This window comes from Streptomyces sp. NBC_00289 (assembly GCF_041435115.1).
Lineage (GTDB): Bacteria > Actinomycetota > Actinomycetes > Streptomycetales > Streptomycetaceae > Streptomyces.
In genome coordinates, this window is sequence record NZ_CP108046.1 from 8,582,709 (window position 1) to 8,606,245 (window position 23,537).

22 protein-coding genes are annotated in these 23,537 nt (G+C 71.2%); 11 read left to right on the plus strand and 11 right to left on the minus strand.

Going from position 1 to position 23,537, the window contains the following annotated elements; all coding sequences use genetic code 11:
* Positions 1–2: 2 nt before the first annotated feature.
* Positions 3–1,271, minus strand: coding sequence for an SWF or SNF family helicase (locus OG985_RS38885; RefSeq protein ID WP_371673071.1), 1,269 nt, complete (start codon positions 1,269–1,271; stop codon positions 3–5).
* Positions 1,268–4,123, minus strand: coding sequence for an SNF2-related protein (locus OG985_RS38890; protein WP_371674616.1), 2,856 nt, complete (start codon positions 4,121–4,123; stop codon positions 1,268–1,270). The genes OG985_RS38885 and OG985_RS38890 overlap by 4 nt, the downstream gene beginning before the upstream one ends.
* A 321-nt stretch (positions 4,124–4,444) precedes the next feature.
* Here OG985_RS38890 and OG985_RS38895 point away from each other — a divergent pair, with 321 nt between their 5' ends.
* Positions 4,445–4,627 (plus strand): hypothetical protein, encoded by a 183-nt coding sequence (locus OG985_RS38895; RefSeq protein WP_189704020.1) that lies wholly within the window; start codon positions 4,445–4,447, stop codon positions 4,625–4,627.
* Between the two features lie 96 nt (positions 4,628–4,723).
* Here the strand turns inward: OG985_RS38895 and OG985_RS38900 are convergent, their stop codons facing one another.
* Together OG985_RS38900 and OG985_RS38905 are read right to left on the minus strand one after the other, a co-directional pair.
* Complete coding sequence (locus tag OG985_RS38900; protein ID WP_371673072.1) at positions 4,724–5,563, minus strand: hypothetical protein; 840 nt, start codon at positions 5,561–5,563, stop codon at positions 4,724–4,726.
* A 135-nt stretch (positions 5,564–5,698) separates the two neighbouring features.
* Positions 5,699–5,995, minus strand: a complete 297-nt coding sequence (locus tag OG985_RS38905; protein WP_371673073.1) for a hypothetical protein — start codon at positions 5,993–5,995, stop codon at positions 5,699–5,701.
* A 98-nt stretch (positions 5,996–6,093) separates the two neighbouring features.
* On the opposite strand from OG985_RS38905, the gene OG985_RS38910 reads away from it, so the two are divergent.
* On the plus strand, positions 6,094–6,990 hold the full coding sequence (locus OG985_RS38910; protein ID WP_371673074.1) for an oxygenase MpaB family protein: 897 nt from the start codon (positions 6,094–6,096) through the stop codon (positions 6,988–6,990).
* 28 nt (positions 6,991–7,018) lie between these two features.
* Here OG985_RS38910 and OG985_RS38915 read toward each other — a convergent pair whose 3' ends face one another.
* Positions 7,019–7,618, minus strand: coding sequence for a class I SAM-dependent methyltransferase (locus OG985_RS38915; protein WP_371673075.1), 600 nt, complete (start codon positions 7,616–7,618; stop codon positions 7,019–7,021).
* 158 nt (positions 7,619–7,776) lie between these two features.
* On the opposite strand from OG985_RS38915, the gene OG985_RS38920 reads away from it, so the two are divergent.
* The gene (locus OG985_RS38920; protein WP_371673076.1) at positions 7,777–8,985 is read left to right on the plus strand and encodes an RNA-guided endonuclease InsQ/TnpB family protein; all 1,209 of its coding nucleotides are present in this window, start codon (positions 7,777–7,779) and stop codon (positions 8,983–8,985) included.
* A 24-nt stretch (positions 8,986–9,009) separates the two neighbouring features.
* On the opposite strand, the gene OG985_RS38925 is transcribed toward OG985_RS38920, so the two are convergent.
* Positions 9,010–10,665, minus strand: coding sequence for an IS1182 family transposase (locus OG985_RS38925; RefSeq protein ID WP_371667058.1), 1,656 nt, complete (start codon positions 10,663–10,665; stop codon positions 9,010–9,012).
* A gap of 277 nt (positions 10,666–10,942) precedes the next feature.
* On the opposite strand from OG985_RS38925, the gene OG985_RS38930 reads away from it, so the two are divergent.
* The 5 genes from OG985_RS38930 (at position 10,943) to OG985_RS38950 (ending at position 16,014) form a co-directional block, all read left to right on the plus strand.
* Positions 10,943–11,734 carry an MHYT domain-containing protein gene (locus OG985_RS38930; protein WP_371673077.1) on the plus strand — a complete coding sequence of 264 codons (792 nt, stop codon included), beginning with the start codon at positions 10,943–10,945 and terminating at the stop codon, positions 11,732–11,734.
* A gap of 45 nt (positions 11,735–11,779) precedes the next feature.
* Entirely contained in the window at positions 11,780–14,299 is a 2,520-nt protein-coding gene (locus OG985_RS38935) for a nitrate- and nitrite sensing domain-containing protein (RefSeq protein ID WP_371673078.1), read from the plus strand.
* Positions 14,296–14,733, plus strand: coding sequence for a roadblock/LC7 domain-containing protein (locus OG985_RS38940; RefSeq protein ID WP_371673079.1), 438 nt, complete (start codon positions 14,296–14,298; stop codon positions 14,731–14,733). Before OG985_RS38935 ends, OG985_RS38940 begins: the two co-directional genes overlap by 4 nt.
* A 21-nt stretch (positions 14,734–14,754) precedes the next feature.
* Positions 14,755–15,168: a DUF742 domain-containing protein gene (locus tag OG985_RS38945; protein WP_371673080.1), complete on the plus strand. Its 414-nt coding sequence runs from the start codon at positions 14,755–14,757 to the stop codon at positions 15,166–15,168.
* A 240-nt stretch (positions 15,169–15,408) separates the two neighbouring features.
* Positions 15,409–16,014 carry an ATP/GTP-binding protein gene (locus OG985_RS38950; protein WP_371673081.1) on the plus strand — a complete coding sequence of 202 codons (606 nt, stop codon included), beginning with the start codon at positions 15,409–15,411 and terminating at the stop codon, positions 16,012–16,014.
* Positions 16,015–16,033: 19 nt separating this feature from the next.
* Here the strand turns inward: OG985_RS38950 and OG985_RS38955 are convergent, their stop codons facing one another.
* Positions 16,034–16,462: a PPOX class F420-dependent oxidoreductase gene (locus OG985_RS38955; RefSeq protein ID WP_371673082.1), complete on the minus strand. Its 429-nt coding sequence runs from the start codon at positions 16,460–16,462 to the stop codon at positions 16,034–16,036.
* Between the two features lie 93 nt (positions 16,463–16,555).
* On the opposite strand from OG985_RS38955, the gene OG985_RS38960 reads away from it, so the two are divergent.
* Entirely contained in the window at positions 16,556–16,966 is a 411-nt protein-coding gene (locus tag OG985_RS38960; protein ID WP_371673083.1) for a roadblock/LC7 domain-containing protein, read from the plus strand.
* A 125-nt stretch (positions 16,967–17,091) separates the two neighbouring features.
* On the plus strand, positions 17,092–18,018 hold the full coding sequence (locus tag OG985_RS38965) for a DUF6397 family protein (protein WP_371673084.1): 927 nt from the start codon (positions 17,092–17,094) through the stop codon (positions 18,016–18,018).
* A 27-nt stretch (positions 18,019–18,045) separates the two neighbouring features.
* Here the strand turns inward: OG985_RS38965 and OG985_RS38970 are convergent, their stop codons facing one another.
* Together OG985_RS38970 and OG985_RS38975 are read right to left on the minus strand one after the other, a co-directional pair.
* Positions 18,046–18,912 (minus strand): acyl-CoA thioesterase, encoded by an 867-nt coding sequence (locus OG985_RS38970; RefSeq protein WP_371673085.1) that lies wholly within the window; start codon positions 18,910–18,912, stop codon positions 18,046–18,048.
* 19 nt (positions 18,913–18,931) lie between these two features.
* A complete protein-coding gene (locus OG985_RS38975; RefSeq protein ID WP_371673086.1) occupies positions 18,932–21,445 on the minus strand; it encodes a DUF3516 domain-containing protein in 2,514 nt (837 codons plus the stop codon).
* A gap of 145 nt (positions 21,446–21,590) precedes the next feature.
* Here OG985_RS38975 and OG985_RS38980 point away from each other — a divergent pair, with 145 nt between their 5' ends.
* Entirely contained in the window at positions 21,591–22,385 is a 795-nt protein-coding gene (locus OG985_RS38980; RefSeq protein ID WP_371673087.1) for a metal-dependent hydrolase, read from the plus strand.
* 14 nt (positions 22,386–22,399) lie between these two features.
* On the opposite strand, the gene OG985_RS38985 is transcribed toward OG985_RS38980, so the two are convergent.
* Positions 22,400–22,678: a type B 50S ribosomal protein L31 gene (locus OG985_RS38985; protein ID WP_371673088.1), complete on the minus strand. Its 279-nt coding sequence runs from the start codon at positions 22,676–22,678 to the stop codon at positions 22,400–22,402.
* 54 nt (positions 22,679–22,732) lie between these two features.
* Positions 22,733–23,203 (minus strand): DUF5709 domain-containing protein, encoded by a 471-nt coding sequence (locus OG985_RS38990; RefSeq protein ID WP_371673089.1) that lies wholly within the window; start codon positions 23,201–23,203, stop codon positions 22,733–22,735.
* Positions 23,204–23,537: the final 334 nt, after the last annotated feature.

Here is a 23,537-nt window from a genome sequence, read left to right on the forward strand (position 1 = left end):
CCTCAGGACGCTTCGCCCGTCACCGTGAGCTCCGGACAGGCCAGCGCCGTCGCCGGGTCCTGGGCCGCGCCGCCCGCGGGGACCCAGCGGCCACGCTCCTTGCGATACGGCCACCAGCGGCCGTCACGACCCAGGCGCAGCTGGCTCGGCGCACCGACCACCGTCCACCGGTTGCCCCTCGCCTGCAACGACGGCCGTTCGCTCTCGTCCCAGGCGTTCTCCAGGGCCGCACGCGCGCGTGCGAGAGCCTCGCCCTCCACCCGCCACTCCTCGTCGAGCACGGCCAGCGCGGCGACGCCCCCGTGATGCCAGGCCGCCACGGCCCGTGACAGACCGTCCCGGTCGCGCCCCGATCCGCGGGCGAGCCGCTCCGCGACGTCCCGCGCGGGGTCGCCGACGGCCAGCCGTACCGCATCCTGCGCGATCGTCAACTCCCCTTCGCACGGCTGCTGTCCATGCCCCGGCCGGAGCGCCTCGACGAGCAGGCGGTACGCCTCGGCGGCGGTCGCCGAGGCCAGACACTCCAGCGCCGCCGGGTCCACCCCGGGTGCCGGCGGGGCCTCGGTGTCCAGCGACAGCGCGACGCCGGGACCTCCGGGAACTTCCGGCAGGGGCGGCAGCGGAGGCAGGTCCACGGCGGCCGCGAACGCGCCGGCGGCCGCGACTCCCGCCCGCCCCGAGGACTCCCGCGCGGGCCCGGCGCCGCGCTCCCGCAACTCCTCCAGGAGACCGCGTTCGCCGCGTCCGCGCAGGAGCAGCAGGACGAACGGATCCTCGTCCAGAAGCCGAGCCACCTGGTAGCACAGGGCGGCTGTGTGGCCGCAGTGGTCCCAGGCGCCGCAGTCGCACTCCGGCTCCAGATCCCCCAGCCCCGGCAGCAGTTCGATCCCCGCGGCCGCCGCGTCCTCGACCAGGTGAGGAGGCATCTCCCGGTCCAGCAGCGCCGCGACGTGCCCGGCCCGCTCGACAGTCATGGCGACGAAACGGTCCCACTGGTCGCCGGACAACTCCGACAGCAACACGTCCGCCCGGTGCGTCGTACGGTCGTGGTCGTGCACGACGGCCGTGATGCGTCCCGGCCGCACCGACACAGCGCCCACGGCTCCCGCGCGCGCGAGCCGTCGGCCGGTCTTCACCTGTGCCGCGTCCAGCGCCGCGTCCTCCAGTGCCTTGAGCCAGGCCAGGCCCCACCACGTCCCGGCGAAGCCCTTCCCGCGCGCGGGAGGCATCGCGGCGAACGTGCGCTCCGCCTGCGCTTCGGACCCGGTCATCGCGTTCCCCCTCGCAGCTCCACCAGATCGGCCAGCTCCGCGTCCGTGAGCTCGGTGACCGCCGCCTCGGCGGAGCCGAGCACGGCGTCGGCGAGTTCCTGTTTGCGGCCCAGCATGTCGGCGATGCGGTCCTCGATGGTTCCCTCGGTGATCAGTCGGTGCACCTGGACGGGGCGGGTCTGGCCGATCCGATACGCCCGGTCGGTTGCCTGTGCCTCGACGGCGGGATTCCACCAGCGGTCGTAGTGCACGACGTGCTCTGCGCGCGTGAGGTTCAGGCCCGTGCCCGCGGCCTTCAACGACAGCAGGAAAACGGGGACTTCGCCGTCCTGGAAGCGCCCTACCATCGCCTCGCGTTCGACGACGGGAGTTCCGCCGTGCAGGAACTGGGTGGACACGCCACGCGCTGCCAGGTGCCGTTCGATGATGCGCGCCATGCGCACGTACTGCGTGAAGACCAGGACGCTCGCCCCCTCGGAGAGGATGGTGTCGAGCAGTTCGTCCAGAAGCTCGAGCTTTCCGGAGCGTCCGGCGATGCGCGGCCGCTCCTCCTTGAGGAACTGCGCCGGATGGTTGCAGATCTGCTTGAGCCCCGTCAGCAGCTTCACGATCAGCCCCCGCCTCACCATGCTGTCCGCCCCGGCGATCTCGGCGAGCGTCTCGCGCACCACGGCCTCGTACAGGCCCGCCTGCTCCGTCGTGAGCGACACGGCACGGTCGGTCTCGGTCTTCGGCGGCAGCTCCGGAGCGATCCCCGGATCGGACTTACGACGCCGCAGCAGGAACGGGCGCACAAGCCGGGCGAGCCGCTCCGCCGCGGCGGGATCCCGGCCACCCTCGACGGGCTGCGCGTACCGCGTGCGGAAGGTGCCGAGGCGGCCCAGCAGCCCCGGGGTCGTCCAGTCGAGGATCGCCCACAGCTCCGAGAGGTTGTTCTCCACCGGGGTGCCGGTGAGCGCCACGCGTGCGCGTGCGCCGATCGAGCGCAGCTCCCGCGCAGTCGCCGAGTACGGGTTCTTCACGTGCTGGGCCTCGTCCGCCACCACCATGCCCCACGACACCTCGGCGAGCCGGGCCGCCTCCAGACGCATCGTCCCGTAGGTGGTGAGCACGAACTCACCGTCGACCAGGGCGTCGAGACCGCGGCGGGGACCGTGGAAGCGGCGTACGGGGGTGCCCGGCGCGAACTTCTCGATCTCCCGCTGCCAGTTGCCCATCAGGGAGGTCGGGCACACCACGAGGGTCGCCCCGGCGGACGACGCGTCGCTCTGCCGGTGCAGATGCAGCGCGATCAGCGTGATGGTCTTGCCGAGGCCCATGTCGTCGGCCAGGCAGCAGCCCAGGCCCAGGGACGTCATCCGGGCCAGCCAGCCGAGCCCCCGCCGCTGGTAGTCCCGCAGCGTGGCCGTGAGCGCGGCGGGCTGTTCCACCGGCTCCTGGCCCTCCGGGTCCGCGAGCCGCTCCCGCAGCGCCTCCAGCCACCCCGTGGCGTGTACGTCGACCCTGCGGCCGTCGACCTCCGCGGACCCCGTGAGAGCGGCGCCGAGCGCGTCGACGGGCGTCAGTTTTCGATCCTGCCGCGCCTGGGCTTGCCGCACCTCCCGCGGATCGATCAGCACCCACTGGTCGCGCAGGCGCACGAGCGGGCGGTTGGCCTCGGCGAGCCGGTCGAGTTCCTCGCGGGTGAGCTGCTGCTCGCCGAGCGCGAACCACCAGTCGAAGGCGAGCAGCGCGTCGGCTGACAGGAACGAGGGAGCGTCCGACAGGAGCGGGCCCGGCCGGGGCCCCTCGTCCGGCGGACCGACCACGGCGCGAGTGGTCAGCCCGCGGGCCATGTTCTTCGGCCAGCGCACGTCGACTCCGGCACCGGACAGGGCCAGCGCCCCCTCCCCGAGCAGGTCGGCCACCTCGTCGTCGGCGAGGTCGACGGCGTCCGGCACGGTCGCCGACAGCAGTGGCGTAAGGGGCGGCCACGTCTTGGCCGCACGGCGCAGCGCGAGCAGGGTGTCCATCCGCGCGCGTGGACCGAAGGAGGCACCGGCGGCCCCGGATTCCGCCCACAGGTCGTCGGCGTCCGCGACGAGCGCCGGGTCGCTCACGCTGTGCACCTGGAGCACGGCCCGGAACGACGGTGCCGTCTCGTCCTGCGCGGTGGTCGCCAGCCCGGGCACCTCGACACGCAGCGACAGGCGTACGCCCGCGTCGTGACCCGCGGCCACGTCGGCGGCCCAAGCGCGCTGCCCGGGCAGGTGCTGCGGTTCCGGCACGGCGTAGGCGGGGCCGCCCGTCACGAGCGAGGCCGCGGGGGAGCGGGGGAGCGTGTCGGCGATCGCGTCCAGGAAGGCGCGCAGCAGCCGCTCCGGCGCGGGCAGTCGCGTCGGAGCGGTGCCACTCACCGGCACGGCGTGCGCCTCGGGCGGCATCGCGGCGGCGAGTTCGCGGACGCGCTCCAGGTCCGCCGCGCCCAGAGGGCCCGTACGCCAGGAGTCGTGATCGGCCGAGGACAGGCCGGGCAGCAGGAGTCCGCGCGCGACCAGTTGCAGGGCCAGCACGGTGGCCCTGCCCCAGAAGACCGTCGCCCGGTGTCCGTGGGCGCAGGCACGCGCGCGTGTGAGGACGGGCAGGGCGTCGCGCACCGACAGCCGGACGGCGGGCACGCTCACCAGCGCGACCTCCTCGCCGTCGGGCACGGCGACGGTCAAGGTCTCGACGGTCCCTGCGGCGACGGCCGGGGGTGCGCTGCCGTCCGGCCACCAGAAGACGACGCCGCCCGTACGGGGCGGATCGCCGGGCACGAACACGGCACTGCAGCGGGCCAGTTCAGCGATCTCGGACGCCGTTGCCACGGGAATCCCCTGCACAGGAATACCGAACTCCTCAAATTTGACTAGCCTCTCGGAGTCGCCGAGGGTACAGCACCCGACGACGCAACGGGAACAGGCCCTCCGACGCACGCGGAGGTGGGCCGGCACTCCGGGCGGAGTAGGCACGGAGCGGTCCGGGCATCACGCGAGACAGGCATGGGCGGCGCCGACCGCCCTCGGAGCGAGCACAATAGGGGTCCGTCTCAGGGGCGTCTCAGGGGCGACTCAGGGTCGCGGTTCGGAACCATGCGAAGCCCAAAGCCGTTTTTCTGGGCAGAGAGCGGCAGTGGCCGCGAAGGAGGCGACGCAATGTCGAAGAACGCGAAGATCGCCGCAGGAGGTGTGGCGGTCGGGCTCATCCTGTTGATCTGGCTGCCCTGGTGGGCCGCGCTCCTGATAGTCCTGGGGGTTCCGGCGGCCGCGTATCTCACGCTCGACCCCTCGCAACGGCGCCGGCTGCGCCGCGTCACCCGCAAGGAGCTCGGTCGCTGACACGGCCCTGCCCCGGTGCACCGTCCCGCACACGGCGCACCGGGGTGCGGACCGACAAGGCCGGAACCCCCGAATTCGGGATCGACAGGACCGGCATCAGCTGGGGCGTACGGCCATCCTGTCGAGGGCGTCGAGGAGGCCCGGCAGTTTGGGCCCCCGGCCCACCGGAAGCACCTCGCCGGGCTCGTCGTCGAGGAGTACGAAGGCGATGTCGTCGGTCCGGGCCACGAGCGACCAGCCCGGACCGTCCGCGCGGAGGATCCGGGCGTCTCCGGACGCGAAGGACGACCGGACCCGGCCGAGGGGCGGCGGGGCGTCCACGTACGCGTGCGCCTCGGCCAGCACACGCTGGACACCGCCACGACCCTTCCTGTCGCCCGGCGCCCGGTCCTGGCCGGCTTCGGGCTCGGCGGATCCGCCGTCCGGACTCAAGAAGTCCGCTTCGTTGATCTGCTCCCGCCACACCGACCACCGGAGCGCGATCTCGTCGGCGCCCATACGTCGCTGGGCCGGACCCCAGACGCTGGTGTCCGGCGGTGACAGCGGGGCGCCGTCGACCACATCGGGGCCGGGATCGTGCGGCGCGGGCACTCCCGGAGCCGCCACGGCGACATCGAGGGGCCAGCCTGGCAGCGCGGCGACGACCGTGTGCTCCTGCGGAGACAGCTCGTGCTCCATGCCACAGTCCCAGGACGCGATGGCGACGGCGACCAGCGAGACGTCGTCGATGACGACCGTCCACCGGGCACCCTCCCCGTCCTGGCCCAGCACCAGGCCGTACCCGTCGGCCAGCGGTGCCATGCCGAGCGCCGCGCAGGCCTCCGGGTAGTCGTCGCCCAGGACACTCGGGAACTTCGCCGGCGTCAGCAGTGCCGCCGTGAGCACGTAGAGCGCGTCGTCCGAGGCGGCGACGGTTTCCTCTTCCGTCCCTGCCATCCCAGCCTCCCCAATCGTTCATCCAACCGCGCGCACCCTAGTGCGACGGGAAGGCCCTTGTCACGACCGTGACGCATACCCGGAGCTGCAGTTTCCGACGGGAAGGGGCGAATCGACCATCCGCGCCCCGCCGCGTCATACCGCCGGTAGCCCCAGAAGTGCTCGAGCCACGGTACGCGGCGACTCGTCGCGCTCCCTCGCGAGGGCGACGACCGCCCGGCACGCCAGCTCGTTCACTCCGAACGACAGCGCTTCCGGCGAGACCCAGCCCGCCGCCTCGTCGATCCGTTCCTGGTCGTCCTCCGCGCAGGCCGAGACGTATGCGGCGGCCGCCTCGAACAGGTTGTGCGCGCGTGTGTCCGGGCCGGTGTCCGACCCGGTGCGCAGCGCGTCGAGGACTCCGGTGACGGACCTGCGGATCCTGGCGAGCATGCTGACCACCTTCCCCCTGCGTGACTTCCGTGGCTCATCGTCCATGTCCTGTCACCCAACGTAGAGTTGGAGCTCCGGCGGCAGAAGGGGGCGGTGCGGTGAAGCGCTACGAACGGCTCCGGCAGATCCGGGCGATGGACCCGGAGAAGGATGCCTGGGAGATCTACCGGCTCAGTTCCGCGTACGAGTTCCCGTGGGACTACAGCCGCGCCCTCGAGCTGGCCCTCTACCGAACGTACGCCGTGCCGAGCATCGGCCGGCTGCTCGCCGAGACGGCCGAGCTCACACAGCGGACACAGAAACGCTACGACGACACCGCACTGCTCCTCGACGCCGTCGTCGAGCACGGCTTCGCAAGCGAACAGGGCCGCACCTCGATCCGCCGCATCAACCAGATGCACCGCAGCTACGACATAGCCAACGACGACATGCGGTATGTGCTGTGCACGTTCGTCGTGGTGCCCAGGCGCTGGATCGACGCGTACGGGTGGCGCCGCCTGTCGCGCCACGAGGTCGTCGCCTCCGCCGTGCATTACCGCACCCTGGGACAGCACATGGGCATCGAGGACATTCCGGCGTCCTACGAAGAGTTCGAGGCGTGCCTCGACGCCTACGAGGAGGCCCGTTTCGGCTGGGACACGGGAGCGCGGCGGGTCTCGGACGCCACGCTCTCCCTGATGGCCTCCTGGTACCCCAGTCCGCTCGCGCCGCTTCTGCGCGCCTCGACGCTCGCCCTGCTGGACGAGCCGCTCCTGCGCGCCTTCCGCTACCAGCCGCCGAGCGCCGCCACCCGCGTTCTCGTGCGCCGTGCGGTACGACTGCGGGGACGCGCCGTGCGTCTGCTGCCGCCGCGCCAGGCCCCGCATCACGCGCGGCAGAACCCGGAGATCAAGGGTTATCCCAACGGCTACCGACTCGCCGAGCTGGGCACCCGCCCTGTTCCCGGCCTGCGGGGCTGCCCCGTACGGCACCTGGACGGCTCAGCCGCCGAGTGAACCCCGGCCGTGGGGCCGGGCCGGCGGGTCAGCCCGCGCGGGTCGCCAGTGCCAGGAACCGGGCGTCCTCGTCGGCGTACGAGGTCATGCGCCACCCCGAAGCTGCCAGCAGCGGGCCGAGGTTGGGCTCCGCGCGCAGGTCGTCCGGTGTGATCCTTCTGCCCTGGCGGGCCGCGAGCGCCGCCCTGCCGATCGGGTGGAACAGGGCCAGCGTGCCGCCGGGTCGCACCACACGTGCCAGCTCCCGCAGGTTCTCCGCCGGACGCGGCAGGTGGGAGACGAGGCCCGCGCCGAACACCGCGTCGAGCGACTCCTGGCGCAAGGGCAGCGCGGTGACGTCGGTGAGCAGCAGCTGTCCGGCGCGGCTCCGTCCGGCACGGACGGCGGCCTGCAGCATGGCCGGGGTCAGATCGGCGCCGATGACCATTCCGGAGGGCCCCACAGCCGCGCGCAGGGACGGCAGAGCGCGTCCGGTGCCGCAGCCCGCGTCGAGGACACGATCGCCTGCGCGCAGTCCGAGGCTGTCGACCGCGGCCGCGTAGGCGGGGCCGTCGTCGGGGAACCGGCTGTCCCAGTCGGCGGCCCGGCTGGTGAAGAACTCCTGGACGTGTGTGTGGTCGTCGCTCATCGGGTCTGTCCTTCGTGGATACCCCGGCCTTTGGGTCGGGGAGGAAACGAAGCTCCTGCGGAGCAGGTCAGGGGAAGCCGGTTCGCCAGGGCTGACCGGCGTGCGCCGTCCATCGGCCGACACTCGCCGCTCACACAGAAACAGATACTGTGTGAGGTGTGACGCAGCAGGTCAAGCGGGCGTTCAGGTACCGCTTTTACCCCAGCGACGAGCAGGCAGCTGAGCTGTCGCGCACGTTCGGCTGCGTGCGCCTCGTCTACAACAAGGCGCTGGAGGAGCGCACGCGGGCCTGGTACGGCGAGCAGCGCCGCATCTCCTATGTGCAGTCCTCGGCCGCGCTGACGGAGTGGAAGAAGACCGGGGAGCTGGCCTTTTTGACGGAGGTGTCCTCGGTCCCGCTGCAGCAGGCGCTGCGTCATCTTCAGACGGCGTTCGGGAACTTCTTCGCCAAGCGCGCGAAGTACCCGCGCTACAAGTCTCGCAAGAAGTCCCGGGCGTCGGCCGAGTACACCCGCAGCGCCTTCACCTGGCGCGAGGGGCGCCTGACTTTGGCGAAGATGACGCAGCCCCTGGACATCCGCTGGTCGCGTGCCCTGCCGGAAGGTGCCGAGCCCACGACGGTGACCGTGTCCCGGGACGCGGCGGGTCGCTGGTTCGTGTCCCTGCTGTGCGAGGACACCATCGCCCCGGCCGCCGCCACCACGGCGGCCGTCGGCCTGGACGCCGGGATCACCTCGCTGGTGACACTGTCCACCGGGGAAAAGGTCGCCAACCTCAAGCATGAGAGGCGGGATCGCGCGCGGCTGGCCCGCGCGCAGCGGGAGCTGTCGCGCAAGGTGAAGGGCTCGGCGAACCGCGAGAAGGCCCGGCTCAAGGTGGCCCGCGTGCATGCGCGGATCGCCGACCGGCGCCGTGACTGTCTGCACAAGCTGTCGACTCGACTCGTCCGTGAGAACCAAACGGTCGTGATCGAGGACCTGAGTGTCCGCAACTTGCTGAAGAACGGCACGCTCGCACGCGCCATCAGTGACGCGGCCTGGATGCAATTGCGTTCCATGCTGGAGTACAAGTGCGCCTGGTACGGGCGCGAGTTCGTCGTGATCGACCGCTTCTTCCCCAGCAGCAAGCTGTGCGGGGACTGCGGTACGGTCGCGGCGAAGCTGCCGCTGAACGTCCGCGAGTGGACGTGTGCCTGCGGCGCGGTGCATGACCGCGACGTGAACGCGGCGCGCAACATCCTGGCCGCCGGGCTGGCGGCGTCTGCCTGTGGAGACGGTGTAAGACCTCAACGGGAGTCCTCCCGGACGGGGCGGTCGTCGGTGAAGCAGGAATCCCAGCGGGTGACCGCTGGAATCCCCCGCCTCTAGGACTTTGTTGGCGGATTCGCTTGCTCAGGCGATCAGTTCGAGGCCGAGGCGGGCGAATCGACTGATGTGGGTGGTGCGGATGGGGGTGCCGGTCCACCAGGCGTCGAGGCGGTGGAGGTTGAGTCCGGCGGCGATCAGGGCGTGACCGAGGTGGGTCTTGCGCAGCCCGCGGTAGGGGGTGGTGCGTGTCCGTGTCACCCGGACGGCCTGGGAGATGGTGCCCTCGACTCCGGCGCGGGTGCCGTAGGCGGCCTGCCACTCGTCGGTCTTCTGCTCGCGTCGGCGTTGGTCGAGAGCTTGCTGCTGGGGCTGGGTGAGCAAGGTCAGGCTGCGGCCCCACTTGCTCTTGGCACTGGTGCACGCCGCGCGCACCGGGCAGGCGTCGCAGTCGGTCTTGGCGAAGTGGACCCGGATGATCTCGGTGCCGGTGGGCTTGCGCTGAGCGGACCAGCTGATACTGCGCTGCCCGCGGGGACAGGTGACGGTGCGGGCCGGCCAGTCGACGGTGAAGGCGTCCTGCCCCAGGCCGCCCCCGGCCCGGCCCTGGGCCGCGGTATCGCCGCGGACCGGCCCCATCAGCTCGATGTTCTGCCCAGCGGCGGCCACCAGCAGCGCGGCGGAGGTATAGCCGGAGTCGACCAGATGGACAGCGGGCAGCAGGCGGCGTGCGGCCAGCGCGTCGTGGACGGGCGCCGTGATCTCCACGTCGGGAACGGTGGCGTCGGTGGTGACCACGTTCGTGATCAGATGCGGGGCGTCCGGCTCGCACGTCTCGGTGAAGTGAACCTTGTAGCCGTCCCAGCCCGCGCCGCGCTTGACGCTGTAGCGGGTGTCGATGTCGTAGGGGCTGGACAGCCTCAGCCTGCCCGGCGGGAGGTCCTTGCCCTCCCGCCAGCGCACCCCCTTCTCGTCGCGGTGATACTGCTGCACCCACGCGGTCCGCAGGACCTGCACCGCCTCGACGTGCCGCAGCCAGGCTGGTGTGTCAGGCGCGTAGAGGGCCTGAAGCAGCGTAAATCCGTCCTCTCCCACGGTCAGCGCCCACCGCTGGCGGGCGTCGGCTCCCTTGGGGAAGCGGAAGGAGTCGATGCGCTTGCCGTAGCGTTCGAACCACTCCGGCGCGACGGTCTGTCGCAGCCAGGCAGGCGCTGCGACGGCCAGCGTCTCCAAGGCGGCGCGCAGGGTCTCGCCCACGAACTCCATCCGGTTCAGCGTCCGCACCTGGGCCAGCACATGCGTGGAGTCGGTGCGTTGGCGGCCTCCCGCCCGCAGCAGACCTAACTCATCGACCCGTTCCAGCACCCGGTTAAGGACCAGCTTCTCCAGGCCGTGCGCGATCAGCCGGTCCCGGAACTCGCTGAGCACCGAGAAGTCGAACCCGGGGTCATCCAGCTCCAGCCCCAGCGCGTACTTGACGTCGATCCGCCCGCGCACCGCGTCCGCGGCCTGCCGGTCCGTCAGCCCCTCTGCGAACTGCAGCACGCTGACCATCGCCAGCTGCCCCGGCGACCACGCCGGCCCACCCCTGCGCGGAAACGCCCGGGCGAACTGCTCGTCCTCGAACAACGGACCGAGCTCATCCCGGATCCGCATGGCCAGACAGCCCTTGCGGAACGCTGCCCGCGCCACCCGCGCGGTGGCCTCCGGGACGGACGGAGCAGGCACAGGGCGCAGCGACATCGCAGCCCCTCCTTGCCTCCCCGCGCGATGGAACCGAACCCCACCAGACTGCCCGACCAAACAAGATCACCAAGCGCAGTCACCGGATCCGCCAACAAAGTCCTCTAGGCGGGGGAGGAAGTCAAGTTCCGCATGATTCCTCACCGACAGGGATGACATCGCGGTGCACACGTTCGAGCGTGCCGCGATCGTTCAGGCACACGTCTGTGTCATGTTCCAACACCTTTCGAAATGCGCCCCCTTCATGCGCCCCTGACCCGACTAGCGTCCCGGGGTCATGGGACACTTGGACCACGCCTCCTTCGGCTGGCTGACCCCCGTACTGTCGTACGTGATGGCCTGCATCGGCGCCGCGCTGGGGTTGCGCTGCACCGTCCGTGCGCTCGGCGCCACCGGACGCTCGCGCCGCAACTGGCTCGTCACCGCGGCCTCGGCGATCGGATCCGGCATCTGGACCATGCACTTCGTGGCCATGCTCGGGTTCGGCGTCAGCGGCACCGACGTCCGCTACGACGTGCCGCTCACCATCGTGAGCCTGCTCGTCGCCATGGCCGTCGTCTGCGTCGGCGTCTTCGCCGTCGGTTACGGCAAGGACCGCGCCCGCGCGCTGTTCCTCGGCGGACTCACCACCGGCCTCGGTGTCGCGAGCATGCACTACCTCGGGATGGCGGCCGTGCGACTGCACGGTGACGTCACCTACGATCCCGCGCTCGTCGGACTCTCCGTCCTCATCGCCGTCGTCGCGGCGACCGCGGCCCTGTGGGCGGCCCTCAACATCAGGTCGCCCGTCGCCGTCACCATCGCCTCGCTGATCATGGGCGCGGCGGTGACGAGCATGCACTACACCGCGATGTTCGCGGTGAGCGTGCGGGTGACGCCCTCCGGCGCCGTCCTGCCCGGGGCCACGGCGATGCAGTTCATCTTCCCCCTCGCCGTCGGCCTCGGGTCCTACCTGTTCCTGACGTCGGCCTTCGTCGCGCTGTCACCGACGTCGCGGGAGCGCGAGGCATCCGCCTCGGCCCAGCGGTCCGTCGAGAGCGTCGTCCCCCAGGGCGCGACGGGCCCGTGACGGCCCGGAGAACACGCCCCCGACCCACTCCCGAGCGAGGAGGCCATGCGTACATCGCGTAGGACCCCCACAGCGGGCGGCGAGACGCCGTCCACGCCCCCGGTGCGCGGCCGCCGCGCACACGCCGGGCCCCCGGCCGACGAGGTGCCGGACGATTCCCTGGACACGCCGGCCGACGACATACCCGCGCGCGCGGGGCACTGGCGGATGCGACCGCGCACCGTTCGAGCCAAGATCGTCTGTCTGCTGATGGTGCCGGTCGTCTCGCTGCTGGCGCTGTGGGCGTACGCCACCGTCAGCACGGCCCAGGACGTCTCCCGACTGCGCCAGTTGCAGCGCGTGGACGCGGGAATCCGCTCGCCCGTCGCGAACGCAGTGGCGGCGCTCCAGACCGAGCGCGAGGCCGCGGTGCGTTACGCCACCGATCCGTCCGCCGGCCAGAGCGGTGACCTCAGGAAGCTCGCGCAGAACACCGACCGGGCGGTCGCGGAGCTGCGGCTCGGCGACGACCACACCGTCGCCGACAGCGAGGAGTCGCCCGCCGGGGTCGCCGAGCGCCTGGAGGCGTTCGTCACCGGAGCCGAGCAACTACGCCCGCTGCGCGTCGCGGTGCTCGACCGCCGCGTGGGATGGAACGAGGCGTACGGCCGTTACACGAGGACGATCGCGTCCGCCTTCGCGGTGGGGGGTGCCCTCACCGGTATCCAGGACGCCGATCTCGGCTCCGACGCGCGCGTGCTGCTCGAGTTCTCCCGCGCGGGAGAGGCCCTGGCCCAGGAGAACGCCGTGCTGGGCGGCGCACGACTCGCCGGTGGCCTCTCGGGCGAGCGGCTGCGGCTGTTCGCTGGCGCCGTCGACACGCGCCGTGCCTTCACCGAGTCCGCCGTCGCCGACCTGCGCGGCTCCGAACGGGCGGTCTGGCAGGCACTCGCCGACGGCAGTGCCTACACCGCCGTGAGCGCGGCCGAAAACGAGGTCCTTGCCGGCCCCCCGGGCGCACGCGCTGTCGCGGCGGCGCCGGAAGCCGTCTGGAACCGGGCACACGCGCGCGTGCAGGACGGCATGCGGACCATCGCGGCGGACGCGGGCAGAGGGGTCGCCGACCGGGCCGACCCGTTCACCCGGGGTCTGCTCACCCCGGCAGGCGCCGCCGTCCTCTTCGGCCTCCTCGCCGTCGCCGCGTCGCTCTTCATCTCCGTCCGCATCGGCCGAGGTCTCGTCGTCGAACTGGTCGGCCTGCGCAACAGCGCCCTGGAGATCGCCCGGCGCAAACTCCCGGAAGCCATGCGGAGACTGCGCGCGGGCGAGGAGATCGACGTACGGGCGGAGGCGCCGCCCGGGCCGTCCGCGGAGGACGAGGCCGGGCAGGTCGCCGAAGCGCTGGGCACCGTGCACCGGGCGGCGCTGCGGGCCGCGGTCGAGCGTGCCGAACTCGCCAGCGGTATTTCCGGGGTCTTCGTCAACCTCGCGCGGCGCAGCCAGATCCTCGTGCACCGCCAACTGAGCCTCCTGGACAGCATGGAACGGCGTTCCGACGACCCGAACGAGCTCAGCGACCTCTTCCGCCTCGACCACCTCACCACCCGGATGCGGCGCCACGCGGAGAGCCTGATCATCCTCTCCGGGGCGGCCCCCGGCCGGGCGTGGCGTATGCCGGTCTCCCTGACCAACGTGGTCCGAGCGGCCGTCTCCGAAGTCGAGGACTACGCGCGCGTGGAGGTACGACAGCTGCCCGAGGGGTCCGTCATCGGCGCGGCCGTCGCGGACCTCACCCACCTGCTGGCCGAGATCATCGAGAACGCGGCGCAGTTCTCGCCGCCCCACACCCGTGTGCGCGTCACCGGCGAGCCGGTCGGCAACGGCTATGCCGTCGAGGTGGAGGACCGGGGCCTCGGCATGGGCAAGGAGACGCTCGCCGAGGCCAACCACCGCATCGAGCAGTCCGAGGCACTCGACCTCTTCGACAGCGACCGGCTGGGCCTGTTCGTGGTCAGCAGGCTCGCGGCCCGGCACGGGATCAAGGTGCACCTGCGCACCTCGCCCTACGGGGGCACCACCGCCGTCGTCCTGCTGCCCACCGCGCTGCTGCACGCCGGTGCGGCGGAACGTTCCACCCGCCGGGCGACGAACGCGGAGCGCTCCTCGGAACCCGACCACGCGCGCGTACCCCGTACCGAACGGCTCCACGAGTCGGTGCCGGCCTCGGCCGACCGGCCCGTGCTGGTCGCTCCCGCACCGGCCGCGGTCAAGACCGCCGGCGAAACCCCACCACCCGGAGTCACGACCTTGCGACTGCATCGCTCTCCGGACGAGCCCGAGGAATCCGACGACCTGCCGCGCCGGGTACGGCAGGCCAACCTCGCTCCCCAACTGCGTGAGCGGCGCTCGGAGGAACCGGCTGCCGCGCCCCACGCGCGCGGTGACGACCCGCGTACCCCGGAACTGGTGCGGGACCGCATGACGGCGTACCGCGACGGCTGGACGCGTGGTGGCGGACGACGGCCCGGCCGCGCCGCCGCGGATTCCCCGGCGGGCGGCGACAGCAGCGAAGGAGATCTCTCATGATTCATGATCCGAGCACGAGAGCCGTGCAGCGGTCCGGTGAACTGGACTGGCTGCTCGACGACCTGGTGCTGCGCGTGCGCGAGGTACGGCATGCCGTGGTGCTGTCCAACGACGGTCTGGCCGTGGGCGCGTCGACCGATCTCGAGCGTGCGGACGCGGAACACCTCGCCGCGGTCGCCTCCGGCTTCCACAGCCTGGCCAAGGGTGCGGGCCGGCACTTCGGGGCCGGTGGCGTGCGCCAGACCATGGTGGAGATGGACGAGGGCTTCCTGTTCGTGGCCGCCGCGGGAGACGGCTCCTGCCTCGCCGTCCTCACCGCCGCGACCGCCGACATCGGGCTGGTCGCCTACGAGATGGCACGGCTGGTGAAACGCGTCGGCGAGCACCTGTACACGGCGCCGCGGATCGGCGCGCGGCCGCCCGCCGCGGGCTGAGGCGGAAGGCGGTCCGCAGACATGACCGAGGACATGAGGAACGCCCCGCGCGAGCCGGGCAGCCAGTGGTACGACAACGAGGCCGGCCCCCTCGTCCGTCCGTACGCCATGACGGGCGGCCGCACCCAACCCGGCCCCTCCGGGGTGCGGTTCGACCTGATCGCCCTCGTCACGCTGGACGCGGGCGCGCCAGGCGCCGCGGACGACGCCGCGCTCGGACCGGAGCACCGTGCTCTCCTGGACCTGTGCCGCACGGAGACCCAGTCCGTCGCGGAACTCGCCGCGGGTGCCGATCTGCCGGTCGGCGTGGTCCGGGTGCTCCTCGGTGATCTCCTGGAATACGGCTGCGTCACCGTGAGCCGTCCGGTACCCCCCGCGCAGCTGCCGGACGAACGGATTCTGCGCGAGGTGATCGAAGGGCTTCGGGCCCTGTAGATGAACGTTTCGCAATCACCCGGCTTCGTATGGCGCCGACTTGTGGACCGTCCCGGAAGCGCATCGGCCACGAGCCGGTCAGTTCGGGCAATTTGTGGTCCGGTCGGTCGTATCGGGGGCGCAGTTGTCATGATGCTGACTTCGCACACACGCGCTGCGGCCGTACGCGGACACGCCGCCGGGACGCGGCCCCCGCGTACGGACGTCGACCGTTGCCGGCACTCCCGAGAGAAGTGATCGATGGTCTCCGAGCACTCCGACGCCGCGGACGGCGAGTCGTCCGCCCTGGCGCTGAAGATCCTGGTCGCCGGCGGATTCGGCGTGGGCAAGACCACCCTGGTGGGCGCGGTCAGCGAGATCAGGCCGCTGCGCACCGAGGAACTGCTCAGCGAAGCGGGCCAGTTGGTGGACGACACCGGCGGTGTGGACCAGAAGGTCACCACGACGGTCGCCATGGACTTCGGACGCATCACCATCCGGTCCGGTCTGTCCCTCTACCTCTTCGGCACGCCGGGCCAGGACCGGTTCTGGTTCCTGTGGGACGAGCTGTCACAGGGAGCGCTCGGGGCCGTGGTCCTCGCGGACACCCGTCGCCTGGAGGACTGTTTCCCGGCGGTGGACTATTTCGAGCACCGGCGCATCCCGTTTGTGGTGGCCGTCAACTGCTTCACGGGCGCCCGGTCCTACGGCTCCCAGGACGTCTCACGCGCTCTCGACCTCGACCGGGGGACACCCGTGGTCCTGTGTGACGCCCGCGACCGCGACTCCGGCAAGGAAGTGCTGATCCGACTGGTCGAGTACGCCGGGCGGATGTACACCGCCCGGCTGCTCGACTCCGTCGGCTGAGCGGACGACGTCGACGGCCTCAGTCCGCCACAGCCTTCTGCGCGATCACCTTGTCCACGGCGACACGCACGAGGAGTTCGCCCGGTACGCCGTTGCGGGCACCGAACTCCTCGGCGCGCTCCTCGCCCATGTAGCGGGCCCCGATGCGGGCGGCCCAGTGCCGGAGCTCCTCGAGATCCTCCGAAATCCGGGCCCGCCCCTGGATCACCACGTAGTCGAAGGGCGGCCGGTCGTCGTCCACGCACAGCGCGATCCGGCCGTCGCGGGCCAGATTGCGCCCTTTCACCGTGGTCTTGGAGGTGTTGAACACCAGGTCGTCGCCGTCCAGCACGAACCAGATCGGCGCCACGTGAGGGCTCCCATCAGCCCGGACGGTCGACAGTTTTCCGGTGCGGGTTCCGTACGAGACGAAAGCCCGCCATTCCTCATCGGTCATCTTCTGTGCCATGCCCCCATCCTCCTTGTCCGACGGCCGGTCGTGGGGAAGGCTGGCTGGGAGATCCTCCGGTCAGGAGGAGTCGTCACACGGGGAGACGGGAACATGGCGCAGCAAGGACTTGGCTGGTTGCTGGACGACTTGACCGAGCGTGTCGAACATGTGCGGCACGCCCTGGTGCTGTCCAACGACGGGCTGGTGGCGGGCGCGAGCACGGGGCTGCGCCGCGAGGACGCGGAGCACCTCGCTGCCGTCTCGTCCGGACTGCACAGCCTGGCCAAGGGTTCCGGGCGGCACTTCGGCGCGGGCCGGGTACGGCAGACGATGATCGAGTTCGACGACGCGGTGCTGTTCGTGACCGCGGCGGGCACCGGCAGTTGTCTGTGCGTGCTCAGCGGTGCGGAAGCCGACATCGGCCAGATCGGCTACGAGATGACACTGCTCGTGAACCGCGTGGGCGAGCACCTCGGCGTGGATGCGCGGCATCCCGAACGCAGCCCGGCGGAAGACCTCTGACCTGCTGTTTTCGTGCCCCCCGTGGAGTTATCCACAGGCTGCCACAGGATCCGCCGAACCGGCTACGGTTTTTCCGAGGCGGGCGCACCGGCGCGGGCCATCCACACTCCACGGGGGAGACGAGCATGTCCGGTACCACGATCACGCACGAAAACACGGCCACGACGGGACTGCGCGAGGGCACGGTCGCACAAAGTCGCGCGGCTCGGGAACTGTCCCTGAAACGCAGTGAGTTCGACGTCGCCGTCCACCTCGGACGCATCCGCACCGTCCCGGACGACGGTGGAGGGGGCCGTCGGGTGGCCCGCGCCGAGATCGACCGGCTGCGCGCCGAGGCGGGCTTCCCCGAGGCGCTGCGCAAGTCCGTCGAGGCCGTGGGCACCGCTGAAGGCGCCGCCGTCATGCAGGTGAGCGCCCCCAGGTTCACCCGCCTCGCACGGCTGGGGCTGGTCGTCCCGGTGCACTTCTACCTCAACCGCTACAGGGCCGTCGTCTGGCTCTACCCGGCCGAGGAACTGCGGCGGTTCGCGGCCGACGAGAAGAACACCCCACTGCTGAGCGGCCGCACGCCCGAAGGGCTCCGGGACCAGTTGGAGGCGGGGCTCGACCTGCGGCCCCGCAACTGGCGCGGACGACACCTGGGCCTGAGCCTCCGCCAGGCCGACGACCCATGGGCGCGGGCCGCGGTCGTCGCGTCTCTGCTCGACCCGGTCCAGGTCGCGGAGATCGTCAAGGACCCCTACGAACGGGCCCTTCTGAACCGGTTCCGGCCGACACCACCGGCGCACGGCACACCGGGCTCGCCCGCGGCACACATCGCCGAGCGGATCATGACGGCGGACGACCCGGACGAGATCGCCTGGCTGCGGGCGGACCTGACACACGCACTGGACGAGGCGCGCGAGCGGCGGCCGGCGCCACGGCCCGCACCGAAGACGCACACCCCACCCGCGGCGGCGGAACGGAAACCGTCCCCGCGGCCGAAGCGACGGCCGGCCGGCCTGCTCGGCCGACTGCGTCGCGGCGAACGGCGTGATCCGGCGGCCTGCTGAGCCGGCTCCGTCGCGGCGGCCCGTGACCTACAGCGCCCGGAACAGCCCCTCCTGGACGACCGACACGAGCAGACGGCCCTCGATGTCGTAGATACGCCCGCGGGCCAGCCCCCGTCCACCCGTCGCGATCGGTGACTCCTGGTCGTACAGGAACCACTCGTCCGCACGGAAGGGCCGGTGAAACCACATGGCGTGGTCCAGCGACGCCATGTCGAAACCGCGCGGGCCCCAAAGGGGTTCGACCGGGATACGGACCGCGTCCAGCAGGGTCATGTCACTGGCGTACGTCAACGCGCAGGTGTGCACCAGCGGGTCGTCACCCAGCGGTCCGACCGCGCGCATCCACACGGCGCTGCGCGGCTCGGCGTCCCTGACCTCGTCGACGGTCCAGCGCAGCCGGTCCACGTAGCGGATGTCGAAGGGCTGGCGGCGGGCCATGCGCTCCAACTGCTCCGGCAGCGCGCCCAGATGCTCCCTGATCTCGTCCGTGACCGTCGGCAGGGACTCGGGGTCCGGGACCTTGCGGGCCGGCGGCAGCTGATGTTCGAAACTCGCTTGCTCAGGTTTGTGGAAGGAGGCGGTGAGATTGAAGATGGTGCGGCCCTGCTGCACGGCGGTGACCCGGCGCGTGGTGAACGACCGTCCGTCCCGCACCCGTTCGACCTGGTACACGATCGGCACACCCGGCCGGCCCGGCCGCAGGAAGTACGCGTGCAGCGAGTGCACCGGGCGGTCGCCCTCGGTGGTGCGGCCGGCGGCCACCAGTGCCTGGCCCGCCACCTGCCCGCCGAAGACCCGCTGGATGGACTCCTGCGGGCTCGGACCGCGGAAGATGTTGACCTCGATCTGCTCGAGGTCGAGCAGATCGACAAGCCTCTCGGCCGGGTTCGTCATGGGTGCGATTCTCCTGTGCTCACAGCTGGCCGACATCGGTGACGCGGACGATCGCGCGGCCCTCGGCGTCGGAGGCCGTGAGGTCGACCTCCGCGCTGATGCCCCAGTCATGATCGTCGTTCGGATCGGCGAAGATCTGGCGAACGCGCCACAGGCTGTTCTCCGGCTCCTCCTCGATCAGAAGCAGCTTGGGGCCGCGGGCGTCGGGGCCGGTACCGAGGTCGTCGTACTCGTCCCAGTACTTGTCCATGGCCTCGCCCCAGGCCTCCGCGTCCCAGCCCGCCTCGGCGTCCAACTCGCCCAGCTGCTCGACCTGGTCGAGGGCGGCGAGCTCCACGCGCCGGAACATGGCGTTGCGGACGAGGACGCGGAAGGCGCGCGCGTTGGCCGTGACCGGTTTGACCTGGTCGGCCTTCTCCTGGGCCTCCTCCGCGGTCACGATCTCCGGGTTGGCGAGCTGCTCCCACTCGTCCAGCAGACTGGAGTCGACCTGGCGCACCATCTCGCCGAGCCACTCGATCAGGTCCTGAAGGTCCTCGGACTTGATGTCGTCGGGGACGGTGTGGTCGAGGGCCTTGAAGGCGCCCGCCAGGTACCGGAGCACGATGCCCTCGGTACGGGCCAGCTCGTAGTGGGAGACCAACTCCGTGAACGTCATGGCGCGTTCGTACATGTCACGGACGACGGACTTCGGGGACAGCGGATGGTCGCCGACCCACGGGTGGCTCTTGCGGTAGGTGTTGTACGCGTGGAAGAGGAGCTCTTCCATGGGCTTCGGGTAGCTGACGTCCTGAAGGCGCTCCATGCGCTCCTCGTACTCGACGCCGTCCGCCTTCATCGCGGCCACGGCCTCGCCCCGCGCCTTGTTCTGCTGCGCGGCGAGGATCTGCCGGGGGTCGTCCAGCGTCGACTCGACGACGGACACCATGTCCAGCGCGTAGGACGGCGACTCGGGGTCGAGGAGTTCGAAGGCGGCCAGCGCGAAGGTCGACAGCGGCTGGTTCAGCGCGAAGTCCTGCTGGAGATCGACCGTCAGGCGGACGATACGGCCCTCGGCGTCCGGCTCGTCCAGCTTCTCGACGATGCCGCCGTCCAGCAGCGAGCGGTAGATGGCGATCGCCCGCCGGATGTGCCGCAGTTGAGCCTTGCGCGGCTCGTGGTTGTCCTCCAGGAGATGCCGCATCGCCTGGAAGGCGTTGCCGGGGCGGGCGATCACCGACAGCAGCATGGTGTGCGTCACCCGGAAGCGGGAGGTCAGCGGTTCCGGATCGGAGCCGATGAGCTTCTCGAAGGTGGTGTCCGACCAGCCGACGAAGCCCTCGGGCGCCTTCTTGCGGACGACCTTCCGGCGTTTCTTCGGGTCGTCGCCCGCCTTGGCGAGCGACTTCTCGTTCTCGACGACGTGCTCGGGCGCCTGGGCGACGACGAAGCCCGCCGTGTCGAAGCCGGCACGTCCGGCCCGGCCGGCGATCTGGTGGAACTCGCGGGCGCGCAGTGTTCGCACGCGGGTGCCGTCGTACTTGGTCAGAGCCGTGAACAGGACGGTACGGATGGGAACGTTGACGCCCACGCCCAGCGTGTCCGTGCCGCAGATGACCTTCAGCAGACCGGCTTGCGCGAGCTTCTCCACCAGGCGCCGGTACTTGGGCAGCATGCCGGCGTGATGGACACCGATGCCATGCCGCACGTATCGGGAGAGGTTGCTGCCGAACTTGGTGGTGAAGCGGAAATTGCCGATCAGCTCGGCGATCCTGTCCTTCTCCTCGCGCGTGCACATGTTGATGCTCATCAGCGCCTGCGCCCGCTCCACGGCCTGCGCCTGCGTGAAGTGCACGATGTACACCGGAGCCTGCCTGGTCTCCAGCAGCTCGGTCAGGGTCTCCGTGAGCGGCGTGAGGCGGTACTCGTAGGAGAGCGGGACCGGGCGGGTCGCCGAGCGGACCACCGACGTCGGCCGGCCGGTGCGCCGGGTGAGGTCCTTCTCGAACATCGAGACGTCGCCGAGCGTCGCCGACATCAGGATGAACTGGGCCTGGGGAAGCTCCAGGATCGGGATCTGCCAGGCCCAGCCGCGGTCCGCCTCCGCGTAGAAGTGGAACTCGTCCATGACGACCTGGCCGACGTCCGCGTGCCTGCCGTCGCGCAGGGCGATCGAGGCGAGGACCTCGGCCGTGCAGCAGATGATGGGCGCGTCGGAGTTGACGGACGCGTCGCCGGTCAGCATGCCGACGTTCTCGGTGCCGAAGATCTTGCACAGCTCGAAGAACTTCTCCGAGACGAGCGCCTTGATCGGCGCCGTGTAGAAGGTGACCTCGTCCCGGGCCAGAGCCGCGAAGTGGGCGCCCGCCGCGATCATGCTCTTGCCGGAGCCGGTGGGCGTCGACACGATCACGTTTGCCCCGGACACCACGTCGATCAGCGCTTCCTCCTGGTGGGAGTAGAGCGTCAGACCGCGCTCCTGAGCCCACGACTCGAAGGCTTCGTAGAGGGCATCGGGGTCGGCGGTCGGCGGCAGCTGATCGATGAGGGTCACGGACCCATCTTGCCTGCCCTCCTGCCCAATGGGGGAATCGGATGCTCGTCCGAAGATCGTGAACGCTACGCTGTGTCGCCGACGGAGCGTCAACGCACCCGGTCAACTGGACAGCGGCACATGAGGAATGGGGCGGCGAACCGCAATGATGGGACCAGCACACTCACTGTCGGGTGCCGCGGCCTGGCTGGGCGTCGGTGCGGCAGCCGCCGCAGCGGGGCACACCATGCCCTGGCCGGTCCTCCTGATAGGGGCCCTGATCTGCGCCGGAGCCGCGCTGGCCCCGGACCTCGACCACAAGGCGGCCACCATCTCCCGGGCCTTCGGGCCCCTCTCCCGGGGCCTGTGCGAGATCGTCGACAAGCTCTCCTACGCCGTCTACAAGGCAACCAAGAAGCAGGGCGACCCCCGTCGCTCCGGTGGCCACCGCACGCTCACCCACACCTGGCTCTGGGCCGTGATGATCGGTGCGGCCACCTCGGTCGCGGCGATCACCGGCGGCCGCTGGGCGGTGCTGGCGATCCTCTTCGTGCACATGGTGCTGGCCATCGAAGGTCTGCTGTGGCGGGCGGCGCGGGGTTCCAGCAGCGACGTCCTCGTCTGGCTGCTGGCCGCCACCAGTGCGTGGATCCTCGCCGGCGTCCTGGACAAGCCCGGCAACGGCTCGCAGTGGCTGTTCACCGAGCCAGGTCAGGCCTACCTGTGGCTGGGGCTGCCGGTCGTCCTCGGCGCGCTGGTGCACGACATCGGGGACGCCCTCACGGTCTCCGGCTGCCCGGTCCTGTGGCCGATCCCGGTGGGCCGCAAGCGGTGGTACCCGATCGGCCCGCCCAAGATCATGCGGTTCCGGGCGGGCAGCTGGGTGGAGCTCAAGGTACTGATGCCCGTGTTCATGCTGCTCGGGGGCGTGGGCTGTGCGGCGGCGCTGAACTTCATCTGAGGGGGTGGGCTCCCTCAGGCCGCACCGCCGCCCGAGCCCTGCCCCGCTCCGCCGCCGCCGTACCTCCGCTCGAACTGGGCGATGCGGCCCTCCGAGTCCACGGTCCGCGCCTTGCCGGTGTAGAAGGGGTGACTCTCCGAGGAGATCTCCACGTCCACGACCGGGTACGTCTCCCCGTCGTCCCATTCGATGGTCCGGTCGCTGGTCGCGGTGGACCGGGTGAGGAAGGCGTAACCGGCGGCACGGTCGCGGAAGACGACCGGATGGTAGTCGGGGTGCTTGTCCTGCTGCATGGGTGCTCCTTGTCCGGCGTCGGTAATGCGAGCGGCTCCGAGGGGGCGACGTGGTCAGCCGGAGAGGGTGTCCTCGTCCACGATGTGCATCGCGGCCTCCTCGGCCGACGCGGCCGCACCGTCGATGCCCACGTCGGTCGCGATCAAAGCGCTCTCCTCGTCCTCGTGGGCCCCTTCGTCCGGTGCCACGAGTCGGCCGGAGCGCAGCGCACCGACCTCGTTGTCGAGGAGTTCCCCGTCGGTGCCGTCCGAGTCACCGATCCCGTCGCTTTCGTATCCGACGGGATCCGGCAGTTCCTCGGCGAGTCGCTGGTCGAGCGTCTCGCCGTGCAGGCGCTCAGCGGCCGTCACGTCGGTGCGCTCGACCGCCCATGGTCTTTCCGGAGGGGACCAGCCGCGGTCGAGGGGATCGTCGACACCGTCGTTGTCGAGGGTGTCCTCCGCGTCGAGCAGTCCCGCGTCGTCCTGGACCTCGGATCCGTCGGGCTGGTAGACGTCGTCTCCCCATCCGTCGGCGCTGTTCACGGGTACCTCCAGGTGGTGGGGACGGGCCCGTTCGCCTCACGGTCGGCGGTGGACCGCAGGCCGTCGGGGCACTCGCCGCACACGTCGGCGGACCGGATGGTTCGCGGGCGCTCCCCGAGCAGGTGCCGTTGTCCAGCCTTCCACCCCACGTTGCCACAGCGCAACGGCACGGAGCCGGGCCGGGGGCCGGGCGTCCCCGTCCTCGCCCGACAACGGGCGCAACGGCGCAGGTCCGGGGCGGGGCCCCGCTTCTGCGCTCCCGCAGGGCTCTCGCGCACCGGCGGTGGGGACGCGGGCACCGGGGATCCACACTCCCCGGCCAGTGCCGGCCAGT

Excerpts from the sequence above, each read along its gene's own strand:
- OG985_RS38980 (WP_371673087.1), top strand. The coding sequence starts at position 21,591 with ATGATGGGACCAGCACACTCACTGTCGGGTGCCGCGGCCTGGCTGGGC.
- OG985_RS38960 (WP_371673083.1), top strand. The coding sequence starts at position 16,556 with ATGGCGCAGCAAGGACTTGGCTGGTTGCTGGACGACTTGACCGAGCGT.
- OG985_RS38935 (WP_371673078.1), top strand. The coding sequence starts at position 11,780 with ATGCGTACATCGCGTAGGACCCCCACAGCGGGCGGCGAGACGCCGTCC.
- OG985_RS38900 (WP_371673072.1), bottom strand. The coding sequence starts at position 5,563 with ATGGCAGGGACGGAAGAGGAAACCGTCGCCGCCTCGGACGACGCGCTC.
- OG985_RS38905 (WP_371673073.1), bottom strand. The coding sequence starts at position 5,995 with ATGCTCGCCAGGATCCGCAGGTCCGTCACCGGAGTCCTCGACGCGCTG.
- OG985_RS38955 (WP_371673082.1), bottom strand. The coding sequence starts at position 16,462 with ATGGCACAGAAGATGACCGATGAGGAATGGCGGGCTTTCGTCTCGTAC.
- OG985_RS38915 (WP_371673075.1), bottom strand. The coding sequence starts at position 7,618 with ATGAGCGACGACCACACACACGTCCAGGAGTTCTTCACCAGCCGGGCC.
- OG985_RS38925 (WP_371667058.1), bottom strand. The coding sequence starts at position 10,665 with ATGTCGCTGCGCCCTGTGCCTGCTCCGTCCGTCCCGGAGGCCACCGCG.
- OG985_RS38985 (WP_371673088.1), bottom strand. The coding sequence starts at position 22,678 with ATGCAGCAGGACAAGCACCCCGACTACCATCCGGTCGTCTTCCGCGAC.
- OG985_RS38930 (WP_371673077.1), top strand. The coding sequence starts at position 10,943 with ATGGGACACTTGGACCACGCCTCCTTCGGCTGGCTGACCCCCGTACTG.
- OG985_RS38950 (WP_371673081.1), top strand. The coding sequence starts at position 15,409 with ATGGTCTCCGAGCACTCCGACGCCGCGGACGGCGAGTCGTCCGCCCTG.
- OG985_RS38970 (WP_371673085.1), bottom strand. The coding sequence starts at position 18,912 with ATGACGAACCCGGCCGAGAGGCTTGTCGATCTGCTCGACCTCGAGCAG.
- OG985_RS38895 (WP_189704020.1), top strand. The coding sequence starts at position 4,445 with ATGTCGAAGAACGCGAAGATCGCCGCAGGAGGTGTGGCGGTCGGGCTC.
- OG985_RS38945 (WP_371673080.1), top strand. The coding sequence starts at position 14,755 with ATGACCGAGGACATGAGGAACGCCCCGCGCGAGCCGGGCAGCCAGTGG.
- OG985_RS38965 (WP_371673084.1), top strand. The coding sequence starts at position 17,092 with ATGTCCGGTACCACGATCACGCACGAAAACACGGCCACGACGGGACTG.
- OG985_RS38885 (WP_371673071.1), bottom strand. The coding sequence starts at position 1,271 with ATGACCGGGTCCGAAGCGCAGGCGGAGCGCACGTTCGCCGCGATGCCT.
- OG985_RS38940 (WP_371673079.1), top strand. The coding sequence starts at position 14,296 with ATGATTCATGATCCGAGCACGAGAGCCGTGCAGCGGTCCGGTGAACTG.